Origin of the sequence: Nitrospira sp. (assembly GCA_016873435.1) — a bacterium.
Taxonomy (GTDB): Bacteria; Nitrospirota; Nitrospiria; order Nitrospirales; family Nitrospiraceae; genus VGXF01.
On the sequence record VGXF01000002.1, the window covers coordinates 185,749 to 205,532 of the forward strand.

Sequence of the window (19,784 nt, forward strand, 5' to 3'; positions counted from 1 at the left end):
TCGCTGACTGAGGTTCTTGGTCCAAAAACGAGCGTATGCTAACATACGGCTTCCTTGCCTGACAAGCTTCTCACAGCGTCCTCGCCGCATGCCGACCATCTGCACGAGCTTGTGCAGCGCCTTGTCCGTCCAATTGAATTCGCCAGCCGCGACGCCTTTGCCCATCTGTCAACGGTGAAAAGCCTTGGCCCGTTCGTGTCGCATCAGGTGCTGGAGGCGCTGGTCGGTAATGTCTATCCGCCGCTAGTTGAGACCGGCTTGCTGGCGCTGCGCAGCCTCTTTGCTGATTTCGACACCGTGACTGATCCCGCTGAACGCCGCCGGCGAGTTGAGGAAGCCCAGGTCATTCTCACGCGGCTCAAGGCGCCGGATGTTTGGAGCCAACCGCCGCCTCCGGTCAAGGACAAAGTCGTCTGGGAGTTGCCGATCCAATATGTCAGGGGCGTGGGGCCCAAGCGTGCCGCGTTACTGGCAAAGCTGGGGATTCATACGGTCGAGGAAGCTATCTGGATGATCCCATGGCGGTACGAAGACCGGTCAAAGATGACGCCCATTGGGCAGGTGGCGCTGGGTGTGACAACGACGGTGTGCGGCACGGTGACGCGCGCGCGCCTCAATCGCATCCCGCGCCGCCGCCTGTCCATTCTGGAGGCGACGATTGAGGACGACACGGGCTCGCTGCAGGCGGTGTTTTTCAACCAGCCCTATCTGGAGAACGTCTTCAAAACCGGAACGCGGATCATGGCGAGCGGACGAGTGATGGCCGGTCGCAAGGGCTGGACGGACCTCCGCATAGAGGCACCCCAGTACGAGGTGCTGGATGACGAGGATGCGCCGCTACACGTGGGCCGGATCGTGCCTATCTACCATGAGACAAAGGGGCTGACGAGCCGCCAGGTCCGTGTACTCATGAAGGACCTGTTGGACCGCCATCTGGATGGACTGGTGGATGCATTGCCGGAAGCAGTGCGGAGGCGGCAACGGCTGTTGCCGGTCCGCGTCGCGTTGCGCGAAGCGCACTTTCCGCACTCGACCGGCGATCTGGACTTATTGAATCAAGGCTTCACGCCGGCGCATCGCCGGCTGGCCTTCGAGGAGTTGTTCTTGCTTCAGCTAGCGCTGGTGCTTCGACGTCGGTCGGTGCAGCAGGAAACCAAGCGTCTCCGGTTTCAGATGGACGCGCCGCTGGCCGCCCAGGTGCGCGCAGCGCTACCGTTCAAACTGACGCAGGCGCAGGAGCGCGTGTTCGCGGATATTCAGAAGGATATGGCATCCGCCCATCCGATGAACCGGCTAATTCAGGGCGACGTGGGATGCGGGAAAACTGTCGTGGCGCTACTGGCCATGACGACGGCCTGCGGGTCTGGCAGTCAGGCTGCGCTGATGGCGCCGACTGAAATCCTGGCGGAGCAACATTTCCGGACGCTTTCGCCGTGGCTGGATCCGCTTGGCATCAAAGTCGTATTGCTCACCAGCGGGGCAGCGCTGAAGACGCGGGCGGCTATTCGCAAACAGGTCGAGTCCGGTGATGCACAGATGGTCATCGGGACGCATGCGCTGATTCAAAAGCAAGTGAAATTTAATAAATTAGGGTTGGTGGTGATCGATGAGCAGCATAAGTTCGGAGTGTTGCAGCGCAAAATGCTTCAAGAAAAAGGTTACAATCCTGACGTGCTCGTGCTAACGGCCACCCCGATTCCACGGACCTTGGCCATGACGGCCTACGGCGACCTGGACGTGTCCATCATCGACGCACTGCCGCCTGGGCGCAAGCCGGTCCGCACGCGCGTGTTCACGGAGGCGGAACGCGGGCAGGCCTATGCATTTCTGCGTAGCGAGCTGCGGGCAGGTCGGCAAGGCTATGTGGTCTATCCACTAATCGAGGAATCTGAGAAAGTGGACTTGCGGGCGGCTATTGATGGGGCCGAGCGACTGCAGAAGTATTTTACAAAATCAGCTACAGTTGGCCTGTTGCACGGACGGATGAAAGCCGAGGAAAAAGAGCGTACCATGACGGCATTTAAAGCGGGTGACATCCAGGTGCTGGTGTCCACGACAGTGATTGAAGTGGGGGTGGACGTGCCGAATGCCACAGTGATACTGATCGAACATGCTGAGCGATTTGGACTGGCGCAGTTGCATCAGCTGCGCGGGCGGGTCGGGCGCAGCACGCAGCAAGCCTCATGCGGGCTGATGGCCGAATTGCCACAGAGCGATGAAGGCAGCAAGGCGCGGCGGCGGCTCGATGCACTGGTCCAGTCGAACGATGGATTTGTGATCGCGGAAGAAGACCTGCGTCTCCGTGGGCCGGGTGAGCTTTTGGGCGTACGGCAGTGGGGCGTACCGGAGTTTCGCGTAGCGAATCTGATCCGGGACTCGGCGTTGTTGGAACAGGCACGGCAGGAGGCTGTTGCGTTGGTGCAGGCGGATCCGCGCTTGAAGGCAGCTGACCACACTGCGGTGCGAGCAGCCATGTTGCGTAAGTGGGAGACCAAACTCTCGTTGGGAACGGTGAGCTAACCCGTGGGATTGGTGCAGCGGGTCAAGCACGACCTGAAAGCCGGCTGGGCCACGCTTCGCTATGAGGCCGCACGGGCAACCACGCGGGCGCTGGAGGAGTCGGAACTCCTCAGGCTGCGGCTCGATCTGCGCCGACTAGACGAGCGCGTTCGAGACCTCTGTGGCGATATCGGTGAGCGGGCGGTGGACCTGCACGAGCGTGGCGAGCCGGTGGATCGCGTGCTGGAAGATCGTGCAATCAATCATCTAGTGCAGCAGGTGTTGTCGCTTCGAGAGGAACGGGCAAAATTGCTGTCCGAGATGGAGGACATCCGCAGTGGCGAGTAGCGGGATGTTGCTCGCAGGAGTAGACATCGGCACGCTGACCTGCCGACTACTAATCAGCCGCGTGACGGTGGATGGTAAGCTGACGGAGGTCAAGGCGGACCGTCGCATTCTGCGTTTGGGCGAAGGCGTGGATCATGACCAAATGCTCCGTCCTGCCGCTATGGCGCGCGTGATCGAAACGCTGCAGGAGTGGCGAGCAGTCATCAATGCACATAAGGTGGACGCGCAGATTGCCGTAGCGACCAGCGCCGTTCGCAATGCCCGCAACCGCGACGAGTTTCTCAGACGGGTCAAACAGGAAGTCGGCTTCGAGGTTGATGTGATTAGTGGCGAGGAGGAAGCCCGCCGCACGATGCTAGGTATTCGCTCCGGACTGCCGGCCGGCGTGACGAATATTCTGGGGCTGGATATCGGAGGCGGAAGCACGGAGTTCATCCTTGATCGTGCTGGCAAACTGCCGGTCCTGCGTTCGATCGAAATTGGCGTGGTGCGGCTAACCGAACGGATGTTGCAACACGATCCGCTGACCGTAGATCAAATCCAGGCTGTTCGTGATCTGGTTTGCCAGGAAGCAAAACGGGCGATGGCTGCACTGGGGCCGCTTGGAGATGTCACGTTGGTAGGCACGGCCGGCAGCATCACTACGCTGGCCGCGATGGCGCAGAAACTCTCGATCTACGAGCCGATCCGCATTCACAATTACTGGCTCAAGCTGGTCACGATCAAAGAATTGGAGCGTGAAATTCTCGCTAAGACAATCGCGCAGCGGCGCAGCCTACCGGGGTTGGAACAAGGACGTGAGAAAGTTGTCGCAGCTGGTACGCTGATCCTAAGTGGCATCATGGAGGTGTTGGGTTTTGCCGAGGGCCTCGTGAGCGACGTCGGCCTGCGCGAAGGCGTCTTGATCGATTTGAGCCAACGCCGCTGCAAGGCGTGAAGAGATCGCTACTCGTCGGGGTGCGAAACTTTTCGGTTCGTTTTTATGTCCGCTCTGTGATGCTTAGCCTCTAGCATCTTTTCCTTCGCGCGTTTGCTCCGCTTCCGCTTCTGCCGTCTGATCTTCTCAATTGCTTGGCGGTGCTTGCTGGCTGCGCCAAGCACCAACTCCTCCATCTTTTCAGCTAGCCGTTTGCGCGCGAGGTAGCGGTTGAGTCCTTGTGAGCGTTCCTCCTGGCAGCGCACGGTCAGGCCGGAGGAACGGTGCGTCAGCATTACACAGGTGGACACCTTGTTAACGTGCTGACCGCCGGGTCCTCCAGAACGAAGGAACTGTTCATCCAGATCACGCTCGTGGATGCCGAGTTTCAGTAGGCGGCCTTGCAGAACCGCCCATTTATCGGGGCTGACGGGACCGTAGGGCATGACGGAATTTCTCCATCTAGCGTTGCGAGTACCAGCGGAACCCCTTGGTTTCCTGAAACGCCGTTTTCGGCGCCCCGCCAGGCTTTTCCAATAGCAACACTTTGAAGTCCCAGAGGCCGAACCAGGCCGGATCAATGATCTCGTGATAATGATACCCGGAGAGCCGGGCCAGCATGTCGCCCAGCGCCTGTGCTAATTCGTTCTCAGTATAGGCACGAATGGAAAAGGATTTCCCCTGCGCCTGACAGAAGCGCTGGATGGCGTAGGCGGCACCAGTGCAGAGGACTTTTGTGTCCGGCTTGACCATGAGGAACTGCGGTAGCGCGAGATACTGCTCCTGAAAACCAAGCCAGCGTGACGCCTGTCGCAGATGCGTGTATTGAACTTCATATTCGGTATGTCCGGGCAGTTTTACTGGTGTGGGCCAGCCAGTCTCCACGCCGAACTCGACGAGAAGGGCGCGGCCACCTGGGCGCAGTACGCGCCAGAGTTCAGCGAGAAATCGAACGGGGCCCAGATTGAAGACGCATTCGTCGGGTAATTGCGGATTGAGTGGCAGCCGGATGCGGCGAATCCAGTCAAGCGCTTCCTGATGGACGGGCGTCTGGCTCCGGCCGGTTTCAATCTCGTGGCGCGTGAGATTGACCGGCGTCATGTCAGCGAGGTTTTCGTTATCGATGACGATGTCGATGCTGGCATCGTGGAAGGGCAGGTGTTCGGCGTTTGCATTCAACCCGCGGCAGGGCCAGCCGGCCGCGCGGGCAAGGCGTAATTGTGTTTTGACAAACGGCGGCGTGAGATCAAGAAAAGTGTACTGGAGCCCCTGTCGCTCGGCCGGCGAGAGCTCCGCCGCAAGTTCCTTGGCGACGTATCCCAGCCCGCCGCCGATTTCGACCAGCATACGCGCTTTGGATGACCACCAGCCGCGCTGCCGCAATTGCCGGCCGAGCAGCCGGCCATAGGTCAGGCCTTGCAACGCTTCGCTCGGTTCGCGGAACAGATGCGAGACTGTCGTTTCAATCGTGTCGAAGTGACCCTCGTGACTGGCTATGTCCTTCGTATGAAACTGGACGAGATGCTCACCGCCCTCAAAACCCTGCCGGCCTGACCAGCCTTCACGGATCTGCTGCAAGAGCAGGTCCCACTTGATGTTCAGCCGATGCCCGCCGTCGGGCGGTTCGGTGCCGTAGTAACAGAGCGAATAGTTGGGAAGCGACCAGCGTTCTAAGAACCAGCAGCCATTCTGTCCTTCCGGCCCACACACCCACTTACCATAGCGATTAAGGAGTTCCCCGACGGTTGCGTGGCCGTCCATAGCGGTCAGGAGTTCCAGTCCGGCACGATTGAGGCGGACAAGCGGGAACTGATCGTCGAGCGGAGTGAGCCACCATTCGTTGGCGCTGTATTGGTACATGATCATGTCTGGCATGCGCCAGGCACGGAGCGCGAGAACCTGATCGGATAAGGTGAGAGGTTGATGGAGTGTAGCGGCTAATTTCATGGTGCGTGCGTTAGGGTAAACGGCTAGTTAATTCGGGACGTAAGGTACATGAATGGCGGAACGGAAGTCGAGCGCGGAACGGTCAGGTTTGCGACGGGAGAGAGGATTCTATGACGGTCAGCATGCCTCGCATAATAGGATGTACGCGACAGTGATAGGGATACCGGCCGGGCGGCAGGCTGTCAATGGTGTAGCGCGCGTTAGGCAGCATGGTGCTCGAATCGAAGGCGCAGGTCTCGTCGGTGACGCAGCCGTCGTGGGTGATCGTGTGCTCGGTCGGCGTGAGATTATCCCATCGGATCGGCGTGCCAATCGTGACAGCGGCCGTCTTGGGTGAAAAATAGGGCGAGGCGTCGTCGATTGTGATCAAAAACTGCATCGGCGTGGCCGTGCCGGGCAGGGCGCTCAGTAGCAGCGCGGCAATTGCAATGACAGTGCGAACGGCGGTCTTGGCAAGATTTCCGATCATTGCTTCATCATACCATCTTTTTTCATATGAGAGACAGCACATGGGGATTTGCTCCTGCCAATCGTGGGCAGAGAAGGTTTTTTTCAATGGGCAGGCAGGGGCAAAAATTATTCCGAACCAGGATGAAACCGCTGGATTTTCAGCAATTTACGATCAGGGTGGTCTACGGGTTGAAAGCGGTAACCTTTTCATGATAAATGGGGCCGCAAAACAGGGCCAAGCGCAGCACGGGATTAAGGGGGAGGCATGGCGATAAAGAAAAAGAAGAAAACGGCCACGCGGGCGGCCAAAAAATTAAAAAAGCCGGCAACAAAGAAGGTCACACAAAAGACGAAAAAGAAAGTCGCGCCCAAGCCGGAAATAGCCGCAAAGCCTGCACCAGTTGCCAAGCCGGTGAAGCCCGCGATGTCGTCCGCAGCGCCGGTGCGCGAAATGAAGCCCTCCCCGTCGCGTCGGGAGTCCATGCGCGAGGAACTGCCGGACGATCTGGATATCGACGACGATCTGGGAGACGACCTACCCAATGCCATGCGCGAGGGCATGGATGACGAGGAGTCGCTTAACGGGGAGGGAAACCACTACCTCGACAAGCCGGACGAACTTGACGAGGACGAGTAGGCGCGGGCGCAGTTCCAGTAAATCAGCCCACTGGGTCTTGTCCAACAATCCGACGATTCTCCACCCCCATGGCCAGTCATTTTCTGTTTATCGCCGGCGCGCTTCGTGAGCGAAGTTCGCGGGAGAGCGCCGACTTACAACTGCAGCATGGCCTCTGGGGGCTGCGCAGCGCCTTGATTGCCGATAATCTTGCACGCTATCTCGACCCGGAGTCGTGCGGCTGGGTGTATGTGCTGAAGGAAGGTCTTGGCGCGCGCTTTACGATCACCTCCGGCGTACGCGCGTTCAATCTGTTGGATGCCTTTGTGCGCGACGAGCTGCGCACCGAGGCCCGCTACGGATACATCACGATCGGGCCGGTGCAAAGTTGGGCGTCGTCACCTGAACAGGATCTGCCGGTGCTGAAGCGCGTGCTGGACGTGCCCGACCAGGCTGAACTCACTCGCCGGTTTAATCTCGGCATGCATCGTCTGACGCAGGCACAGCACGACGCATTATTGATATCGATCCCAGGAGCAGGATGAGTCATAACTGGGCACGCGCCGTGCTGGTGCTGTGGGTCAGTGCTCTGTGCAGCGGAGGGGGGGGCGGTGTGTTCGGAATATCTGCCTGGGCTGCCTGCACGATGGAGCGGGAGCGGCCTGGACAGACCGACCGGTTTATCCGTCACCTCGGTTCTGAGTGCAGCGAGGCAGAACGCGCCGCGCAGGCGATCAAGGCGGAGGAGGTACTGGCAGCGCTGGAGGCCGGTAAGGGCGTGGACCTTGCCGGCGTCGTGCTGACGGGGGATTTGCTCTTTGACGCACTGCCGCCTGTTGCCGTGGAGACTATTGCGGATGCTCCGCCGGTTTTTCTTGACCTGGTTGAAGCCGCGCAACTCAGGACCGTGCGGCATCTGGGCGGCTCTTTGACGATGACCAACTCGCTCATACGCGGAGCGATCGGTAGTCGGACGGCGAAAGATTATCTCGTGATCCAGGAGGGCGTCGTCGCGACCGGCACGACCTTCGAGCAGCCCGCCGACTTTTCCCGCACGGTGTTCCTGGGGTCGGTGGATTTGTCGGGCTCAGTGTTTGCAGCCCAGGCCTTTTTCATTGCGGCCCGGTTTGCACAGCCGGTCCGGTTCGAACAGACATCCTTCGGTCCGCACACGCGGTTTCACAAGGCGGTCCTATCTGACACGGCGATATTTCGAGGCGCTGCCTTCAACGGACTGGCGGAGTTGCTCGAAGTCGTCTTTGCCAGAGACGCCGATTTTTCCCGCACGAAGTTTCGACTGGGAAGCGGGTTTTCTGGCAGCCGTTTCCGGGGCCGTCTGGACATGTCGGAGGCAGTGTTTGAGAGGGAAGCGTTTTTCACTTTCACGGAGTTCGAGCAGGACGCGGTCTTCCGGGGTGGACTGTTTAAGGGCACCGCAGACTTTTCCGATGCGCGTTTCCAAGGCGCGGACGATTTTTCGCGCGCCATGTTTACCGTCGAGCCTCGCTTTGTTCGTGTGAACTCCAGCGGGGCAAAACCGCTCCATGGACTTCTGTCCAATCCACGTGCCCTGTATGGACTCGCGGGCTTGTTCTTAACTGTCAGTTTCTTCCTGGTCTGGCATATCCGGCGGCAATAGGGTTATCCACTCCCATCCACAACATATAGAATTTATCTTGCAACCCACCACATAAGGTAGTATAAATTCACAGTTTTTGTAGGTTGGAGGGTACGTGCAGGACAATGCAGAACGCAGCGCTTCGGCAGACATGTCGGAGCAGATGGAATTGCTCTATCAGGTTCGCCTTGAGCACTTCGAAGGCCCGCTTGACCTGCTGTTGCATCTCATCAAGAAAAATCAGGTCAATATCTACGACATTCCCATCGCCATGATCGCGCAACAGTACCTGGAGTATTTGAGCATGATGAAGTCGTTGAATCTGGCGGTGGCGGGAGAGTTTCTCGTCATGGCGGCGACGCTCGTGCAGATCAAGTCACGCATGCTGTTGCCGACGGACGATACCGACGAAGACGACGAGGATGGACCAGATCCGCGCGAAGAACTTGTCCGCCGGCTGCTGGAATATCGCACGTTCAAGGATGCGGCTGGGCAGTTGGATGAGCGCGAGCGGATGTGGCGTGAGATCTATGCGCGCGAGCCCATGCCGTTGCCGCCAGTGCGGTCTGATGAGGTCGTGCTAGATGACGTGAGCTTGTTCGATCTGGTAGATGCGCTGCAGGATGTGCTCACGCGTCTGCCGGTGGGCAGCCTCGTCGAAATCGTGCCCGAAAATCTGACCGTCAAGGACCGCATGAATACGATTCTCGAAGTATTGGACGGGAAGGAGTCGGTGACGTTCCAGTCGCTGTTTCAGGGGCAGGTGCAGCGGCTGGTCGTGATCGTGTCGTTCTTGGCACTGCTCGAGTTGGTGAAGATCAAACTGGTTCGTCTGTTCCAGGGCGAATCATTCGGGCCGATTCTGGTGACGAGGACGTTTGCGCCGGTGGCCGACGACGAGCCGGTCGAGCTCTAAGTCAGCGGGAGGACGCTATGGATAACCACGAACAACTTGACCCCCGGGAATTGCTGGCGGGGGCAACGGATCGGACCGAGGCGACTGCCGACACACCGGCTGTAGTGGACGAGGACGCGTCCCGACAGCAGGCCATGGAGGCCCGCGAGTTGCGAGCCATCATTGAAGCCTTGTTGTTCGTCTCCGCTGAGCCGGTGCCGCTCGACCGCCTCATGGTCGCACTTGGCACCATTTCAAAGCCGGAGGTTAAGCAGGGGCTGCAAGCATTGCGCGAGGAAATGGACCGTGAGGGGCGCGGCGTGCAACTTATCGAGGTGGCCGGAGGCTACCAGATTGTCACACGGCTCGAATATGCTTCGTGGATCAAGCGGCTGGCCAAGGCCAAGGCCGCGCCCAAACTGTCCCGCTCAGGGCTGGAGTCCCTTGCGATCATTGCCTACAAGCAGCCGATCGTGCGCGCGGAGATCGAGCAGATCCGCGGCGTCGAAGTGTCGGGCGTGCTCCGGACCCTGCTCGAGCGAAAATTGATCCGTATGGTGGGGCGGAAGGACGTGCCTGGCCGACCGATCATGTACGGCACGACGAAGCTTTTTCTCCAGCAGTTCGGCCTCAGCGAGCTGTCACAACTGCCGCCGCTTCGGGAGTTCAAAGAATTGGGTGAGGCGGAACAGGCCTTGTTGCCGGTGGAGGAGGGCTTGGCGATCGGTGAGAGTGATACCGTGCTGACCGGCGCCTCGAACGATTCGACGACAGCCGAGCCCTTACCGGACGCCTGAGCCTGGCGCGTTCCGTTTGTGTTTCCCGCCCATGCTCTCTCTAGAATGCCGTCCCTAGCGTATCGGGCTGTCTAAGCGATGATCCCGTTACGCAAGGCAGACGGGTGGTTTCTCGGCGCCGTGGTGCTTGTGGTTGTGGGCGTATCGCTGCTGCCGTCTCCGCGCGACCGCAATCCCGCCGTGCCGGGAACCCCGGTGCATCACGGCTTGTTAGAGAAAGACTGCAGCCGGTGCCATGCAGACGGGCAGAGCCATCCGCTTCCGAAGCAGCATCCGAAACGGACGGATTGCTTTCGGTGCCATGCCGGGAGTCAGCCGTGAGGAGGGAGTGTAGAGGATGGTGACTATCTTACTATTTGGCGTGACGCTCCAGCAGAGTGTTGGAGAATCAGAAGTGCACCTGGATGTGGCCGGCCCGATGACGGTCAAAACGTTGCTGGAGTCGAATCACGACACGCTGACCGGCATGCTCGCATTCATGCACAAGGGCGAATTGCTGGTGACGATCAATAAGAAGGTCAGCTCGCTGGAATCAACGGTAAAGGACGGGGATACGGTCAAGCTGACGCACCAGGCTCATCCAATTTTTGACGGCGCCATGTGGCAGAATCCTTGATGGATGTTGAAAAAGGTCTCCGGCGCCGCTCTCGCCTTACTCAGAATCTCAACGTACTGTGAAGCGTACGCTGCGAGTCGTCGCCTGCGTCGGCCTTACCAAAAGGCTTTCTGAACCTCTGTCAAAGAAGTGTGCAGCGGAGGTCGCACGGTGGTTAAACCGTGGCAGGAGGTTCAGTGACTACACCCATCAAACGGTATTTCTGATCGCGCGCCGCCAGCAATCGTTCTATGGAGAGTTCGTCCAGCTGAGCCAACTGAGCGGCCAGTGACTTGGCCACCCGCTCGGAAGCGTCACGGAGGTCCCGGTGGGCGCCGCCCGTCGGCTCCGGAATCACTTCATCGATCACTCCCAGATGGCGGAGGTCTTGCGCCGTCATCTTAAGCGCGACGGCCGCATCCTGGACCTTCGTGGGGTCGTTCCAGAGGATGGCTGCGCAGCCTTCCGGCGAGATAACCGAATAGACGGAATGTTCCAGCATCAGCACGCGGTCGGCCACGCCAAGCGCCAACGCGCCGCCGCTGCCCCCTTCGCCCGTCACAACGGAGACGATCGGCACGGCGAGGCGGGACATGACGTAGAGATTACGCGCGATGGCTTCCGATTGCCCGCGCTCCTCAGCGCCGATGCCCGGATAGGCGCCCGGCGTGTCAATGAAGGTGAGGAGCGGTCGCTTGAATTTTTCGGCGAGCTTCATCAGACGGAGCGCTTTGCGGTAACCTTCCGGGTTGGGCATGCCAAAGTTCCGCTGCATCCGTTCCTTGAGCGTCTTGCCCTTCATGTGGCCCAGCACCATGACCGAGCGGTCGTTGAAGCGGGCGAAGCCGCCGAGTATGGCTTGGTCGTCACTGTAGGCTCGGTCGCCGTGGAGTTCCACAAAGTCGCGGCAGAAGGCGGTGATGTAGTCGAGGACGCCAGGCCGTTGCGGATGGCGAGCCAGCTGAGTGCGCTGCCAGGGGGTCAGGTTGCCGTAGAGCTCCACCTCCGTCTGAGCGAGGCGGGCCTTGAGCTTGCGGAGTTCTTCTGCAGCCGCGGGCTTGGTCGAGCCGGAACCGGCCAGTTTCTCGATCCGCTCCTCCAGCTCACGCAGAGGCTTTTCGAATTCGAGGTAATCCTTCATACCCTCAGACTCTCATTACAGCATGACGATAGTGCCTTTGCCTAGCAGATTTTCAACTTCGGAGACAAAGTCCTCGCTTGGTAGTACCTTCATGTGCGGCAACGGCGCCATCTCCGCTTCGATGTCCGGCGGAAGGCACAAGGTTAGCGAGATGGCCGTGGGGCCGGGATGCTTGCGCAGGATGTGCGCAACTTCGCTGAGCTGGCGCCGCGCATCTGGCCCGTCGTTCACCCGGATATTCACGCGGGATACGGCACGCGCAAGCAGATCAGCCAGCAGTTCGATCTTGGTGCTCTTGAGACGGGTGCCTCGTTCTGCTTTATCGACGATGCCCGTGACCTGAATGACCCGTTCAGGCGTAAGGAAATCCATCGTGGCTTTAAACAGATCGGGAAAGACGATGATCTCAACCAGGCCCTGCGGGTCTTCAATCTGGATGTAGGCCATCCGGTCTCCCTTTTTAGTAGTCAGGGATTTCACTGTCGTGATGATGCCGCAGAGCTTCACTTCCTTGCCGTCCAAGGCCTCCGCCAGCGAGGCGGTCGTCACAGTCGAGAATTTTTTGATCGCCGTCTCAAATTGCGCAAGCGGATGCGCGGTGATGTAGAAGCCGGTCAGCTCTCGTTCGTATTTTAGCAGCTGGCTCTTGTCCCATTCCGGAAGATTGGGCAGGGCGGGATCACTCAGGCCGAACGCGGCGGCATCACCGTCGACATTGCCGAAGATGCTGGTCTGGCCCTGCTCCCGCTCGGCCTGTGCCGAAGCGCCTTCCTCGACGGCCTGATCCAGCACGGCCATCAACTGCGCGCGGCGCGCGCCGATCGAATCGAAGGCACCGGCCTTGATCAACCCCTCCAGCATGCGCTTGTTAACTTTGTGCAGGTCCACGCGTCGGCAGAAGTCAAAGAAGGACGTAAAAGAGCCGCCTTGATCACGAACCGCGATGATAGATTCAACCGCGCCTTCGCCGACGTTCTTGATGGCAGCGAGGCCGAACCGGATGCCGCCTTCTGCCACGGCAAAATCCTTCTGGCTCTCGTTGACGTCGGGTGGCAGGACCGTGATGCCCATGTCGCGGCATTCGGTCAGGTAGCCGACCATCTTATCCGTGTTGCCCATTTCGTTAGTGAGCAGCGCCGCCATGAACTGCATCGGATAATGTGCCTTGAGGTAGGCCGTCTGGTAGGTGACGACGGCATAGGCGGCGGCATGGGACTTGTTGAACCCGTAGCCAGCAAACTTCTGGATAAGGTCAAACAGCTTCTTTGCCTTGGCTTCTGCGATTTTTCTGGCCTTGGCGCCTTCGATGAACTGCGAGCGGAGCTTTTCCATTTCCTCGGGCTTCTTTTTGCCCATGGCTCGGCGCAAAATGTCGGCCTGGCCAAGAGAGAAGCCAGCGATCTTGTTGGCGATCGCCATGACCTGTTCCTGGTACACGATCACTCCGTAGGTGCCTTTAAGCAAATCTTCCAGTTCTGGCGCCTCGTAAGCGATGGGTACCTTGCCCTGTTTGCGTTTGATGAAATCCGGGATCAGATCCATCGGGCCTGGGCGGTATAGGGCGATGATGGCGATGATATCCTCGAAGCGGTCCGGGCGCAGGCCGGTCAGCAGATCGCGCATGCCTCCGCTTTCTAACTGGAACATGCCAGTGGTCTTTCCAGCTGACATCAGCGCAAAGACCCGTGGGTCGTCGAAGGGAATGCGATCGATGACCAGCGGCGGTGCGTCCGGGTGGGCCTCGTTGATCATTCGGACTGCATGGTGAATCATGGTCAGGTTTTTAAGTCCGAGAAAGTCGAACTTGACGAGACCAATCTTTTCTACGTCGACCATCGAATATTGCGTGACGACTTCGCCGTTTGAGCCTTTATAAAGCGGCACGTGGTCAGTCAGGGGACTTTCGGAGATGACAACGCCCGCAGCGTGGGTCGATGCGTGGCGGGCGAGTCCTTCCAGCGAGCGGGCGACTGACATGAGCTCGCCGATTTTCGGATCGGTATTGACCAGTTCGTTGAGCCGGGGCTCCTGAACGAGGGCATCTTCAAGCGTGATATTGAGTTGGTTGGGAACTAGTTTTGCCACGCGATCCACCTCGGCGTAGGGGATCTCCATCACGCGTCCCACGTCTCGGATGGCAGCCTTGGCACCGAGCGTGCCGAATGTGATGATCTGCGCGACGTGGTCCGCGCCGTACTTGCCCACGACGTAGTTGATGACTTCGCCGCGCCGGTCCATGCAGAAGTCCATGTCGATATCAGGCAGCGACACCCGTTCCGGATTGAGAAAGCGCTCGAACAGAAGACCGTAGACGAGCGGATCGAGGTCGGTGATGTTCAGCGCGAAGGCCACGAGGCTTCCAGCGGCGGAACCTCGCCCGGGGCCGACGGGAATGCCGCGCGCGCGCGCGAAGCGGATGATGTCCCACACGATCAGGAAGTAGCCGGCAAAGCCCATCGAGCAGATCACGATCAACTCTTCGCGCAGCCTTTGTTCGTAGGAGGAGGACGGGATGGTGCTGGGTCGCTCACGCAGCCGGATCTTCAATCCTTCGACCGCCAGGTGCTCGACATAGGTCTCGCGCGTGTAGCCTTCCGGTACCTTGTATTGCGGCAGGTGTGTCTTGTTGAGGGCCAGTTGTAGGTCGCAATGGTCCGCGATGCGGCAGGTGTTGCTGACGGCTCCAGGAAAGTCTGCGAAGGCCGGTACGATCTCTTCCGTTGATTTGACATAGAGCTGATCCGTGTCGAACTTCATCCGGCCGGGGTCGCTCATGGTCTTGCCAGTCTGAAGACAGAGCATTAGTTCATGGGGGCGAGCGTCATCCTTCGTGAGATAGTGGCAGTCGTTGGTGCCAGCGAGCGGGATTGCAAGCTTCTTGTGAATCTCTAACAGCCCGGCATTAGCGACGCGTTGGTGGTCAAGACCGTTGGCTTGGACCTCAAGGTAGAAATGATCCTTACCGAAAATCTCTTGAAACTCGCCGGCCACCGCCAAGGCACCAGCCATATCTTTTTGACCGATCAGATAAGGAATTTCGCCAGTGAGGCAGCCGGAAAGAGCAATGAGACCATCATGATGCTGCTTGAGAAGTTCTTTGTCTATTCGAGGTTTATAATAAAAACCCTCAATATACCCTTTACTAACTAATTTGATCAGGTTTTGATAACCGGTCAGGTTTCTAGCGAGAAGAATCAGGTGATAATAATCGTTATGAGCTAGGCCACTATCCTTTTTCGCGTGGCGGCTTCCCATCGCCATATAGACTTCACAACCGATGATGGGTTTGACGCCGGCGTCCTTGGCCTTGCGGTAGAACTCAATGGCGCCAAACATGTTGCCGTGGTCGGTTATGGCCACGGCGGGTTGGTTAAACGTCTTGATCTGCTGGACGAGTGGTTCGATCAGATTGGCGCCGTCGAGCAGACTGTACTCTGTGTGGAGATGGAGGTGGACGAATTGCGACCGCACTTGTGGGACCTCGCTGCGAAATTGTAGTGAGCCCCGTGCGCGATGTCAATGCGGCCGGAACGCGGTTGAACTTCTGGAATTCATCTGATATTCTGCGCGCGGTTTTTGCACTCGAATTATCTACAAGAGGAGACCATGAGCGGAATCAAGCGCGCACTGGTGAGCGTGTCCGATAAGGCCAGCGTGGTGGACATGGCCAAGGGGCTGGCCGCACTCGGGGCCGAAATTCTCTCGACCGGCGGCACGGCCAAAACGCTGCGCGAGGCTGGCGTGGCCGTGACGGACGTCGCGGCCTACACGGGCTCACCGGAGATTCTCGACGGCCGCGTAAAGACATTGCATCCGAAAATTCACGGCGGCTTGCTCGGCCGTCGGTCTGTGTCCGCACATCTGGATGAGATGAAACAGCACGGCATCGGTCCGATCGATGTCGTGGTTGTCAATCTCTATCCATTCGAAGCCACGATCACCAAGCCCGGCTGTTCGTTCGGGGAAGCGATCGAGAACATCGACATCGGTGGGCCGTCCATGCTGCGGTCGGCAGCGAAGAATCACGAGGATGTCGTGGTGGTCGTTGATCCGTCCGACTACGGACGCGTACTGGAAGCGCTGAAGACTGGCAAAGTGGAGCATAGCCTGCGCCGTGAGCTCGCCATGAAAGTCTTCCAGCATACGGCACGGTACGACAGTTTGATCGCCGGGTATCTGGAAAAGCAGGTGGAAGGTGGGCATGGCAAATTCCCGAAGATACTGTCGCTGCAGTTCGAGCGGGCGGAGATGCTCCGCTACGGAGAGAACCCGCATCAGCAGGGCGCCTTCTATCGCGAACTCAATGCCAAAGAGCCGTCGGTGTCGCTCGGGAAGATCCTGCACGGTAAGGCAATGTCCTACAACAATTTTCTTGATGCCAACTCGGCGCTCGAGTTGGTGAAGGAGTATGACGAGTCGGCAGTCGCGATCATCAAGCACAACAATCCTTGCGGTGTTGCACTCGGTGTCACGCCAGTCGAAGCTTACGTCAAGGCGCGGAACACCGATCCGGTGTCGGCCTTCGGCGGCGTGCTGGCGTTCAACCGACCGGTGGATCTGGCGGCGGCAAAGGAGATCACGTCCACATTTGTTGAAGTGGTCATTGCGCCGAGTTTTACTGAGGAGGCGCTGGCCGAGTTAAAGCGAAAAAAAGATTTGCGTCTGCTCGACGTCGGTCCGCTGACCAAGGCAACATCAGAGGGAGTAGACCTGAAGAAACTCGTCGGGGGGCTGATCGTGCAAGACCGCGATCTTGGCGTGCTGGCGGAGCTGAAGGCCCTGCCAGTGCCGACGCAGCGCAAGCCGACAGTAGATGAATATGCGGCCTGTGCGTTTGCGTGGAAAGTCTGCAAACACGTGAAGTCAAATGCGATTATCTACGCTAAGCCAGGCCAGACGGTGGGCATCGGCGCTGGGCAGATGAGTCGGGTAGACAGCGTCAAGCTGGCGGCAATGAAGGCGCAGATGCCGGTCAAGGGCTGCGTGATGGCGTCTGATGCGTTCTTCCCGTTCCGCGATGGACTCGACGCCGCCGCGCAAGCCGGTATCACGGCGGTGATTCAGCCTGGTGGCTCGATCCGTGATCAAGAAATCGTCAAAGCTGCTGATGAGCATGGCCTCGCGATGATTATGACGGGCATGAGGCATTTCCGCCATTGATGATCGCTTGGTTGCATCAGTACCGACGCGTACAATCATCTAGCCACTTCGGTTTCTCGTTTTCATTTGTCAGGCAGGTTCCTACGTGAAAATCCTTGTCATTGGCAGTGGCGGGCGTGAGCATGCGCTGACCTGGAAGATTGCCCACAGTCCGCGCGTGTCGAAACTCTACTGCGCGCCGGGTAATGCCGGGATTGAACAGGTGGCGATTTGCGTACCGATCCAGGCTGATGACATTGCTGGACTGAAAGCATTCGTGGTGCAAGAAGGGATCGATTTAACTGTCGTTGGGCCGGAAGCGCCGCTAGCGCTCGGCATTGCTGATGAGTTTCGCAAGGCGAAGCTAAAAATATTTGGGCCGACCAAAAACGCTGCGCGGCTGGAGGCCAGCAAGATTTTTTCCAAGGATGTCATGGCTCAGGCAAAGATTCCCACGGCCCGCTCGCAAAGCTTCGACAAGCCGGTCGAGGCGCTGGCCTATGTCGAGCAGCACGAACTGCCGGTTGTCATCAAGGCGGATGGGCTGGCCCAAGGCAAGGGCGTGATTATTGCCATGACGCGGGAGCAGGCAAGACATGCGATCGTCGATTTAATGGAGAAGGCGGTCTTCGGACAGGCTGGCAAGCAGGTGCTGGTCGAGCAATTTCTTGACGGGGAAGAACTGACAATCATGGCCTTCACGGATGGTAAAGCCATTGCACCGATGCTACCCGCGCAAGACCACAAGCGTGTGGGGGATGGCGATACGGGACTGAATACCGGCGGAATGGGCGCCTACTGTCCGGCGCCGCTGGGCACGCCCGAGTTGCGAGCGCAGGTTGTAAAGGAGGTCTTGCAACCGGTCGTAGATACGATGGTGCGCATTGGGTGCCCATTTCAGGGTGTGCTCTATGCAGGTCTGATGATCGTCAAGGGCAAGCCTTATGTACTGGAGTTCAACGCGCGGTTTGGCGATCCTGAAACCCAGGTGGTCCTGCCGCTGCTGAAAACCGATCTGGTTGATGTTGTGGAGGCGGTAGCTGAACATCGGCTGGATCAGTTGAAGGTGGAGTGGCATGACCGGTCCGCAGTCTGCGTCGTGATGACATCCGGCGGGTACCCGGGTCCATACCAAACGGGCGTGCCAATTGCGGGACTCCCCGAACCAATCTCGTCGCAGGCTGTTCTGGTGTATCATGCGGGCACAAAGCGGGATCAGGGGGCGGTGGTGACAGCGGGAGGACGCGTACTCGGAATCACGGGAATCGGCGAGCACCTGACTGATGCGGCCAAACGTGCCTATGAGCAGGTGCGGAGCATTTCGTTTCCCGGCTGTCACTATCGGACCGATATCGCTCATCGGGCCATTCGCGTGTGACCGCATGCTGCGAGTAGGCACCATGTCGCATGTGTTAACGTTCGATGAGAAAACGGCAGCGGTTGTCTGCACGGAGGCGGCTGCCGTGGTCCGGGATGGCGGTGTGCTGGCCATGCTGACGGACAGCTTGTATGGCCTAGGGGTCAACCCATTTGACGGTGCAGCGGTGCGTCGTGTGTGCGCGATTAAAGGCAGGGAAGAGGGGAAGCCGATTCTCGTGTTGATCGCAGCCCGATCGCAATTGAACGGGTTAGTAGGGCCGTTGCCCCAAGCCGCCGTTAAGCTGATGGATCAATTCTGGCCCGGGCCACTCACAATTGTCTGTCCGGCCGCTCCGGGGCTTTCAGCCATGCTGACAGCTGGAACGGGCACGATCGGGGTGCGGCTTCCTGCACATCCGCTACTGGCGCAGTTGCTTCGTCAAACGGGACCCCTGACTGGGACCAGCGCCAATCGAGCGGGCATGCCGCCGGGGCGCACAGCAGTGGAGGTCGAGCGTGCACTGGGATCTGATGTGGATCTGATTCTTGACGGCGGTCCATCGGGTGGCATAGTGCCGTCAACTGTTGTCGACGTGACTAGAGGGGCAGCGAAGTTGATCAGAGAAGGACCGGTCAGTTGGCAGGACGTTGAGAAGGTGCTGGGGCGGGTGGTGTGAAGACGGCATTTAGCCGGAAGGAGGATCGTCGATGATGTACATGCAGGGAGCCAGGGCCGTTGGTCTAACAGGATTAGCGGTGATGCTGTTGATAGGAGTCAGTGGCTGCGATTACTGGCCGCCGGCTCTGCAGGCCCAGATCGAGCAGGCTAAGGCCGAGACTGATGCGGTCAAGGCTGAGAAGGCTGCGATGGAAAAACAAGTGGCAGCGTTGACGGAGGAGAAAACCGCGCTCGTCGCGAAGATCGAAGAAACGACCCGCCTGCTGAAGACCCGGGCCGATCAGGTAGCTAGTCTCGAGCAGAGTCTGGCGGCGGAGCGCGAGAAGGCCTCCAAACTGACTGCGCCCAAGACCAAGGCACCCACGAAGGCGCCGGCCAAGCGGGGCAAGAAAAAATAAGGGGTCGTTGTTACTTCGTCGGGGTGGTTGAGGACGGGGTAGCGGGTGTCGCGGCCGCTGTCCCAGACGAGGCCGGCGGAGGCGTGCTTGGTGCGGCTGCCGGAGTGGCGGTCCCCGTGGCTGCCGGGGTCGCGCTTTCCGTTTTCGACGGTTCGGCCGGTGGGGCTGCTGGTGCAGCGTCTGTCGGAGGTTTTAGCTTGTCCGAGTAGTCGGTGACATACCAGCCTGTTCCCTTGAACATAATAGCTGGAGCGGAAATGACTTTCGTCACGGCTTGGCCGCACTGCTCGCATGTTGAGAGCGGCGGATCCGAGATGCGCTGCTTCACTTCGAAGCGGCGTTGGCACCCCTGACAGACATATTCATAAATCGGCACGGCCCACTCTC

The 19,784-nt window shown here is 59.0% G+C and carries 19 protein-coding genes; 13 read left to right on the plus strand and 6 right to left on the minus strand.

The annotated features are described in order from the left end of the window. The first annotated feature begins 54 nt into the window (after nucleotides 1–54). Genes recG through FJ248_02645 form a run of 3 tightly spaced genes read left to right on the plus strand, consistent with a single transcriptional unit; the run spans nucleotide 55 to nucleotide 3,784 of the window. Nucleotides 55–2,520 (plus strand): ATP-dependent DNA helicase RecG, encoded by a 2,466-nt coding sequence (recG, locus tag FJ248_02635; GenBank protein ID MBM4119783.1) that lies wholly within the window; start codon nucleotides 55–57, stop codon nucleotides 2,518–2,520. A gap of 3 nt (nucleotides 2,521–2,523) precedes the next feature. Continuing rightward, on the plus strand, nucleotides 2,524–2,847 hold the full coding sequence (locus FJ248_02640; GenBank protein ID MBM4119784.1) for a hypothetical protein: 324 nt from the start codon (nucleotides 2,524–2,526) through the stop codon (nucleotides 2,845–2,847). Between the two features lie 4 nt (nucleotides 2,848–2,851). Further along, entirely contained in the window at nucleotides 2,852–3,784 is a 933-nt protein-coding gene (locus FJ248_02645) for a Ppx/GppA family phosphatase (GenBank protein MBM4119785.1), read from the plus strand. Between the two features lie 8 nt (nucleotides 3,785–3,792). Here the strand turns inward: FJ248_02645 and FJ248_02650 are convergent, their stop codons facing one another. The 3 genes from FJ248_02650 to FJ248_02660 form a co-directional block, all read right to left on the minus strand. After that, nucleotides 3,793–4,209 carry a peptide chain release factor-like protein gene (locus tag FJ248_02650; GenBank protein MBM4119786.1) on the minus strand — a complete coding sequence of 139 codons (417 nt, stop codon included), beginning with the start codon at nucleotides 4,207–4,209 and terminating at the stop codon, nucleotides 3,793–3,795. 16 nt (nucleotides 4,210–4,225) lie between these two features. Next, nucleotides 4,226–5,710 carry a class I SAM-dependent methyltransferase gene (locus tag FJ248_02655; GenBank protein ID MBM4119787.1) on the minus strand — a complete coding sequence of 495 codons (1,485 nt, stop codon included), beginning with the start codon at nucleotides 5,708–5,710 and terminating at the stop codon, nucleotides 4,226–4,228. A gap of 82 nt (nucleotides 5,711–5,792) precedes the next feature. Further along, nucleotides 5,793–6,221, minus strand: a complete 429-nt coding sequence (locus tag FJ248_02660; protein MBM4119788.1) for a hypothetical protein — start codon at nucleotides 6,219–6,221, stop codon at nucleotides 5,793–5,795. A gap of 204 nt (nucleotides 6,222–6,425) precedes the next feature. Here FJ248_02660 and FJ248_02665 point away from each other — a divergent pair, with 204 nt between their 5' ends. From FJ248_02665 to FJ248_02690, 6 genes are all read left to right on the plus strand, one after another. Next, entirely contained in the window at nucleotides 6,426–6,797 is a 372-nt protein-coding gene (locus FJ248_02665; protein MBM4119789.1) for a hypothetical protein, read from the plus strand. Between the two features lie 68 nt (nucleotides 6,798–6,865). Then, the gene (locus tag FJ248_02670) at nucleotides 6,866–7,321 is read left to right on the plus strand and encodes a hypothetical protein (GenBank protein MBM4119790.1); all 456 of its coding nucleotides are present in this window, start codon (nucleotides 6,866–6,868) and stop codon (nucleotides 7,319–7,321) included. Next, nucleotides 7,318–8,415, plus strand: coding sequence for a pentapeptide repeat-containing protein (locus FJ248_02675; protein MBM4119791.1), 1,098 nt, complete (start codon nucleotides 7,318–7,320; stop codon nucleotides 8,413–8,415). The genes FJ248_02670 and FJ248_02675 overlap by 4 nt, the downstream gene beginning before the upstream one ends. Before the next feature lie 94 nt (nucleotides 8,416–8,509). Continuing rightward, complete coding sequence (locus FJ248_02680; protein MBM4119792.1) at nucleotides 8,510–9,310, plus strand: segregation/condensation protein A; 801 nt, start codon at nucleotides 8,510–8,512, stop codon at nucleotides 9,308–9,310. A 134-nt stretch (nucleotides 9,311–9,444) separates the two neighbouring features. After that, entirely contained in the window at nucleotides 9,445–10,086 is a 642-nt protein-coding gene (gene scpB, locus FJ248_02685) for an SMC-Scp complex subunit ScpB (GenBank protein MBM4119793.1), read from the plus strand. 337 nt (nucleotides 10,087–10,423) lie between these two features. Continuing rightward, the gene (locus FJ248_02690; GenBank protein MBM4119794.1) at nucleotides 10,424–10,702 is read left to right on the plus strand and encodes a MoaD/ThiS family protein; all 279 of its coding nucleotides are present in this window, start codon (nucleotides 10,424–10,426) and stop codon (nucleotides 10,700–10,702) included. A 154-nt stretch (nucleotides 10,703–10,856) separates the two neighbouring features. Here the strand turns inward: FJ248_02690 and FJ248_02695 are convergent, their stop codons facing one another. Both FJ248_02695 and FJ248_02700 read right to left on the minus strand, forming a co-directional pair. Next, nucleotides 10,857–11,822 (minus strand): acetyl-CoA carboxylase carboxyltransferase subunit alpha, encoded by a 966-nt coding sequence (locus FJ248_02695; protein MBM4119795.1) that lies wholly within the window; start codon nucleotides 11,820–11,822, stop codon nucleotides 10,857–10,859. Between the two features lie 15 nt (nucleotides 11,823–11,837). After that, complete coding sequence (locus FJ248_02700) at nucleotides 11,838–15,293, minus strand: DNA polymerase III subunit alpha (protein MBM4119796.1); 3,456 nt, start codon at nucleotides 15,291–15,293, stop codon at nucleotides 11,838–11,840. A 135-nt stretch (nucleotides 15,294–15,428) separates the two neighbouring features. Between FJ248_02700 and purH the strand changes: the two genes are divergently transcribed. From purH to FJ248_02720, 4 genes are all read left to right on the plus strand, one after another. Then, complete coding sequence (purH, locus tag FJ248_02705) at nucleotides 15,429–16,982, plus strand: bifunctional phosphoribosylaminoimidazolecarboxamide formyltransferase/IMP cyclohydrolase (protein MBM4119797.1); 1,554 nt, start codon at nucleotides 15,429–15,431, stop codon at nucleotides 16,980–16,982. An 85-nt stretch (nucleotides 16,983–17,067) separates the two neighbouring features. Beyond that, on the plus strand, nucleotides 17,068–18,339 hold the full coding sequence (purD, locus tag FJ248_02710) for a phosphoribosylamine--glycine ligase (GenBank protein MBM4119798.1): 1,272 nt from the start codon (nucleotides 17,068–17,070) through the stop codon (nucleotides 18,337–18,339). Then, nucleotides 18,245–18,997, plus strand: a complete 753-nt coding sequence (locus FJ248_02715; protein MBM4119799.1) for a threonylcarbamoyl-AMP synthase — start codon at nucleotides 18,245–18,247, stop codon at nucleotides 18,995–18,997. The genes purD and FJ248_02715 overlap by 95 nt, the downstream gene beginning before the upstream one ends. Before the next feature lie 31 nt (nucleotides 18,998–19,028). Further along, nucleotides 19,029–19,397 (plus strand): hypothetical protein, encoded by a 369-nt coding sequence (locus tag FJ248_02720; protein ID MBM4119800.1) that lies wholly within the window; start codon nucleotides 19,029–19,031, stop codon nucleotides 19,395–19,397. A gap of 10 nt (nucleotides 19,398–19,407) precedes the next feature. On the opposite strand, the gene FJ248_02725 is transcribed toward FJ248_02720, so the two are convergent. Then, the gene (locus tag FJ248_02725; protein ID MBM4119801.1) at nucleotides 19,408–19,773 is read right to left on the minus strand and encodes a zinc ribbon domain-containing protein; all 366 of its coding nucleotides are present in this window, start codon (nucleotides 19,771–19,773) and stop codon (nucleotides 19,408–19,410) included. Nucleotides 19,774–19,784: the final 11 nt, after the last annotated feature.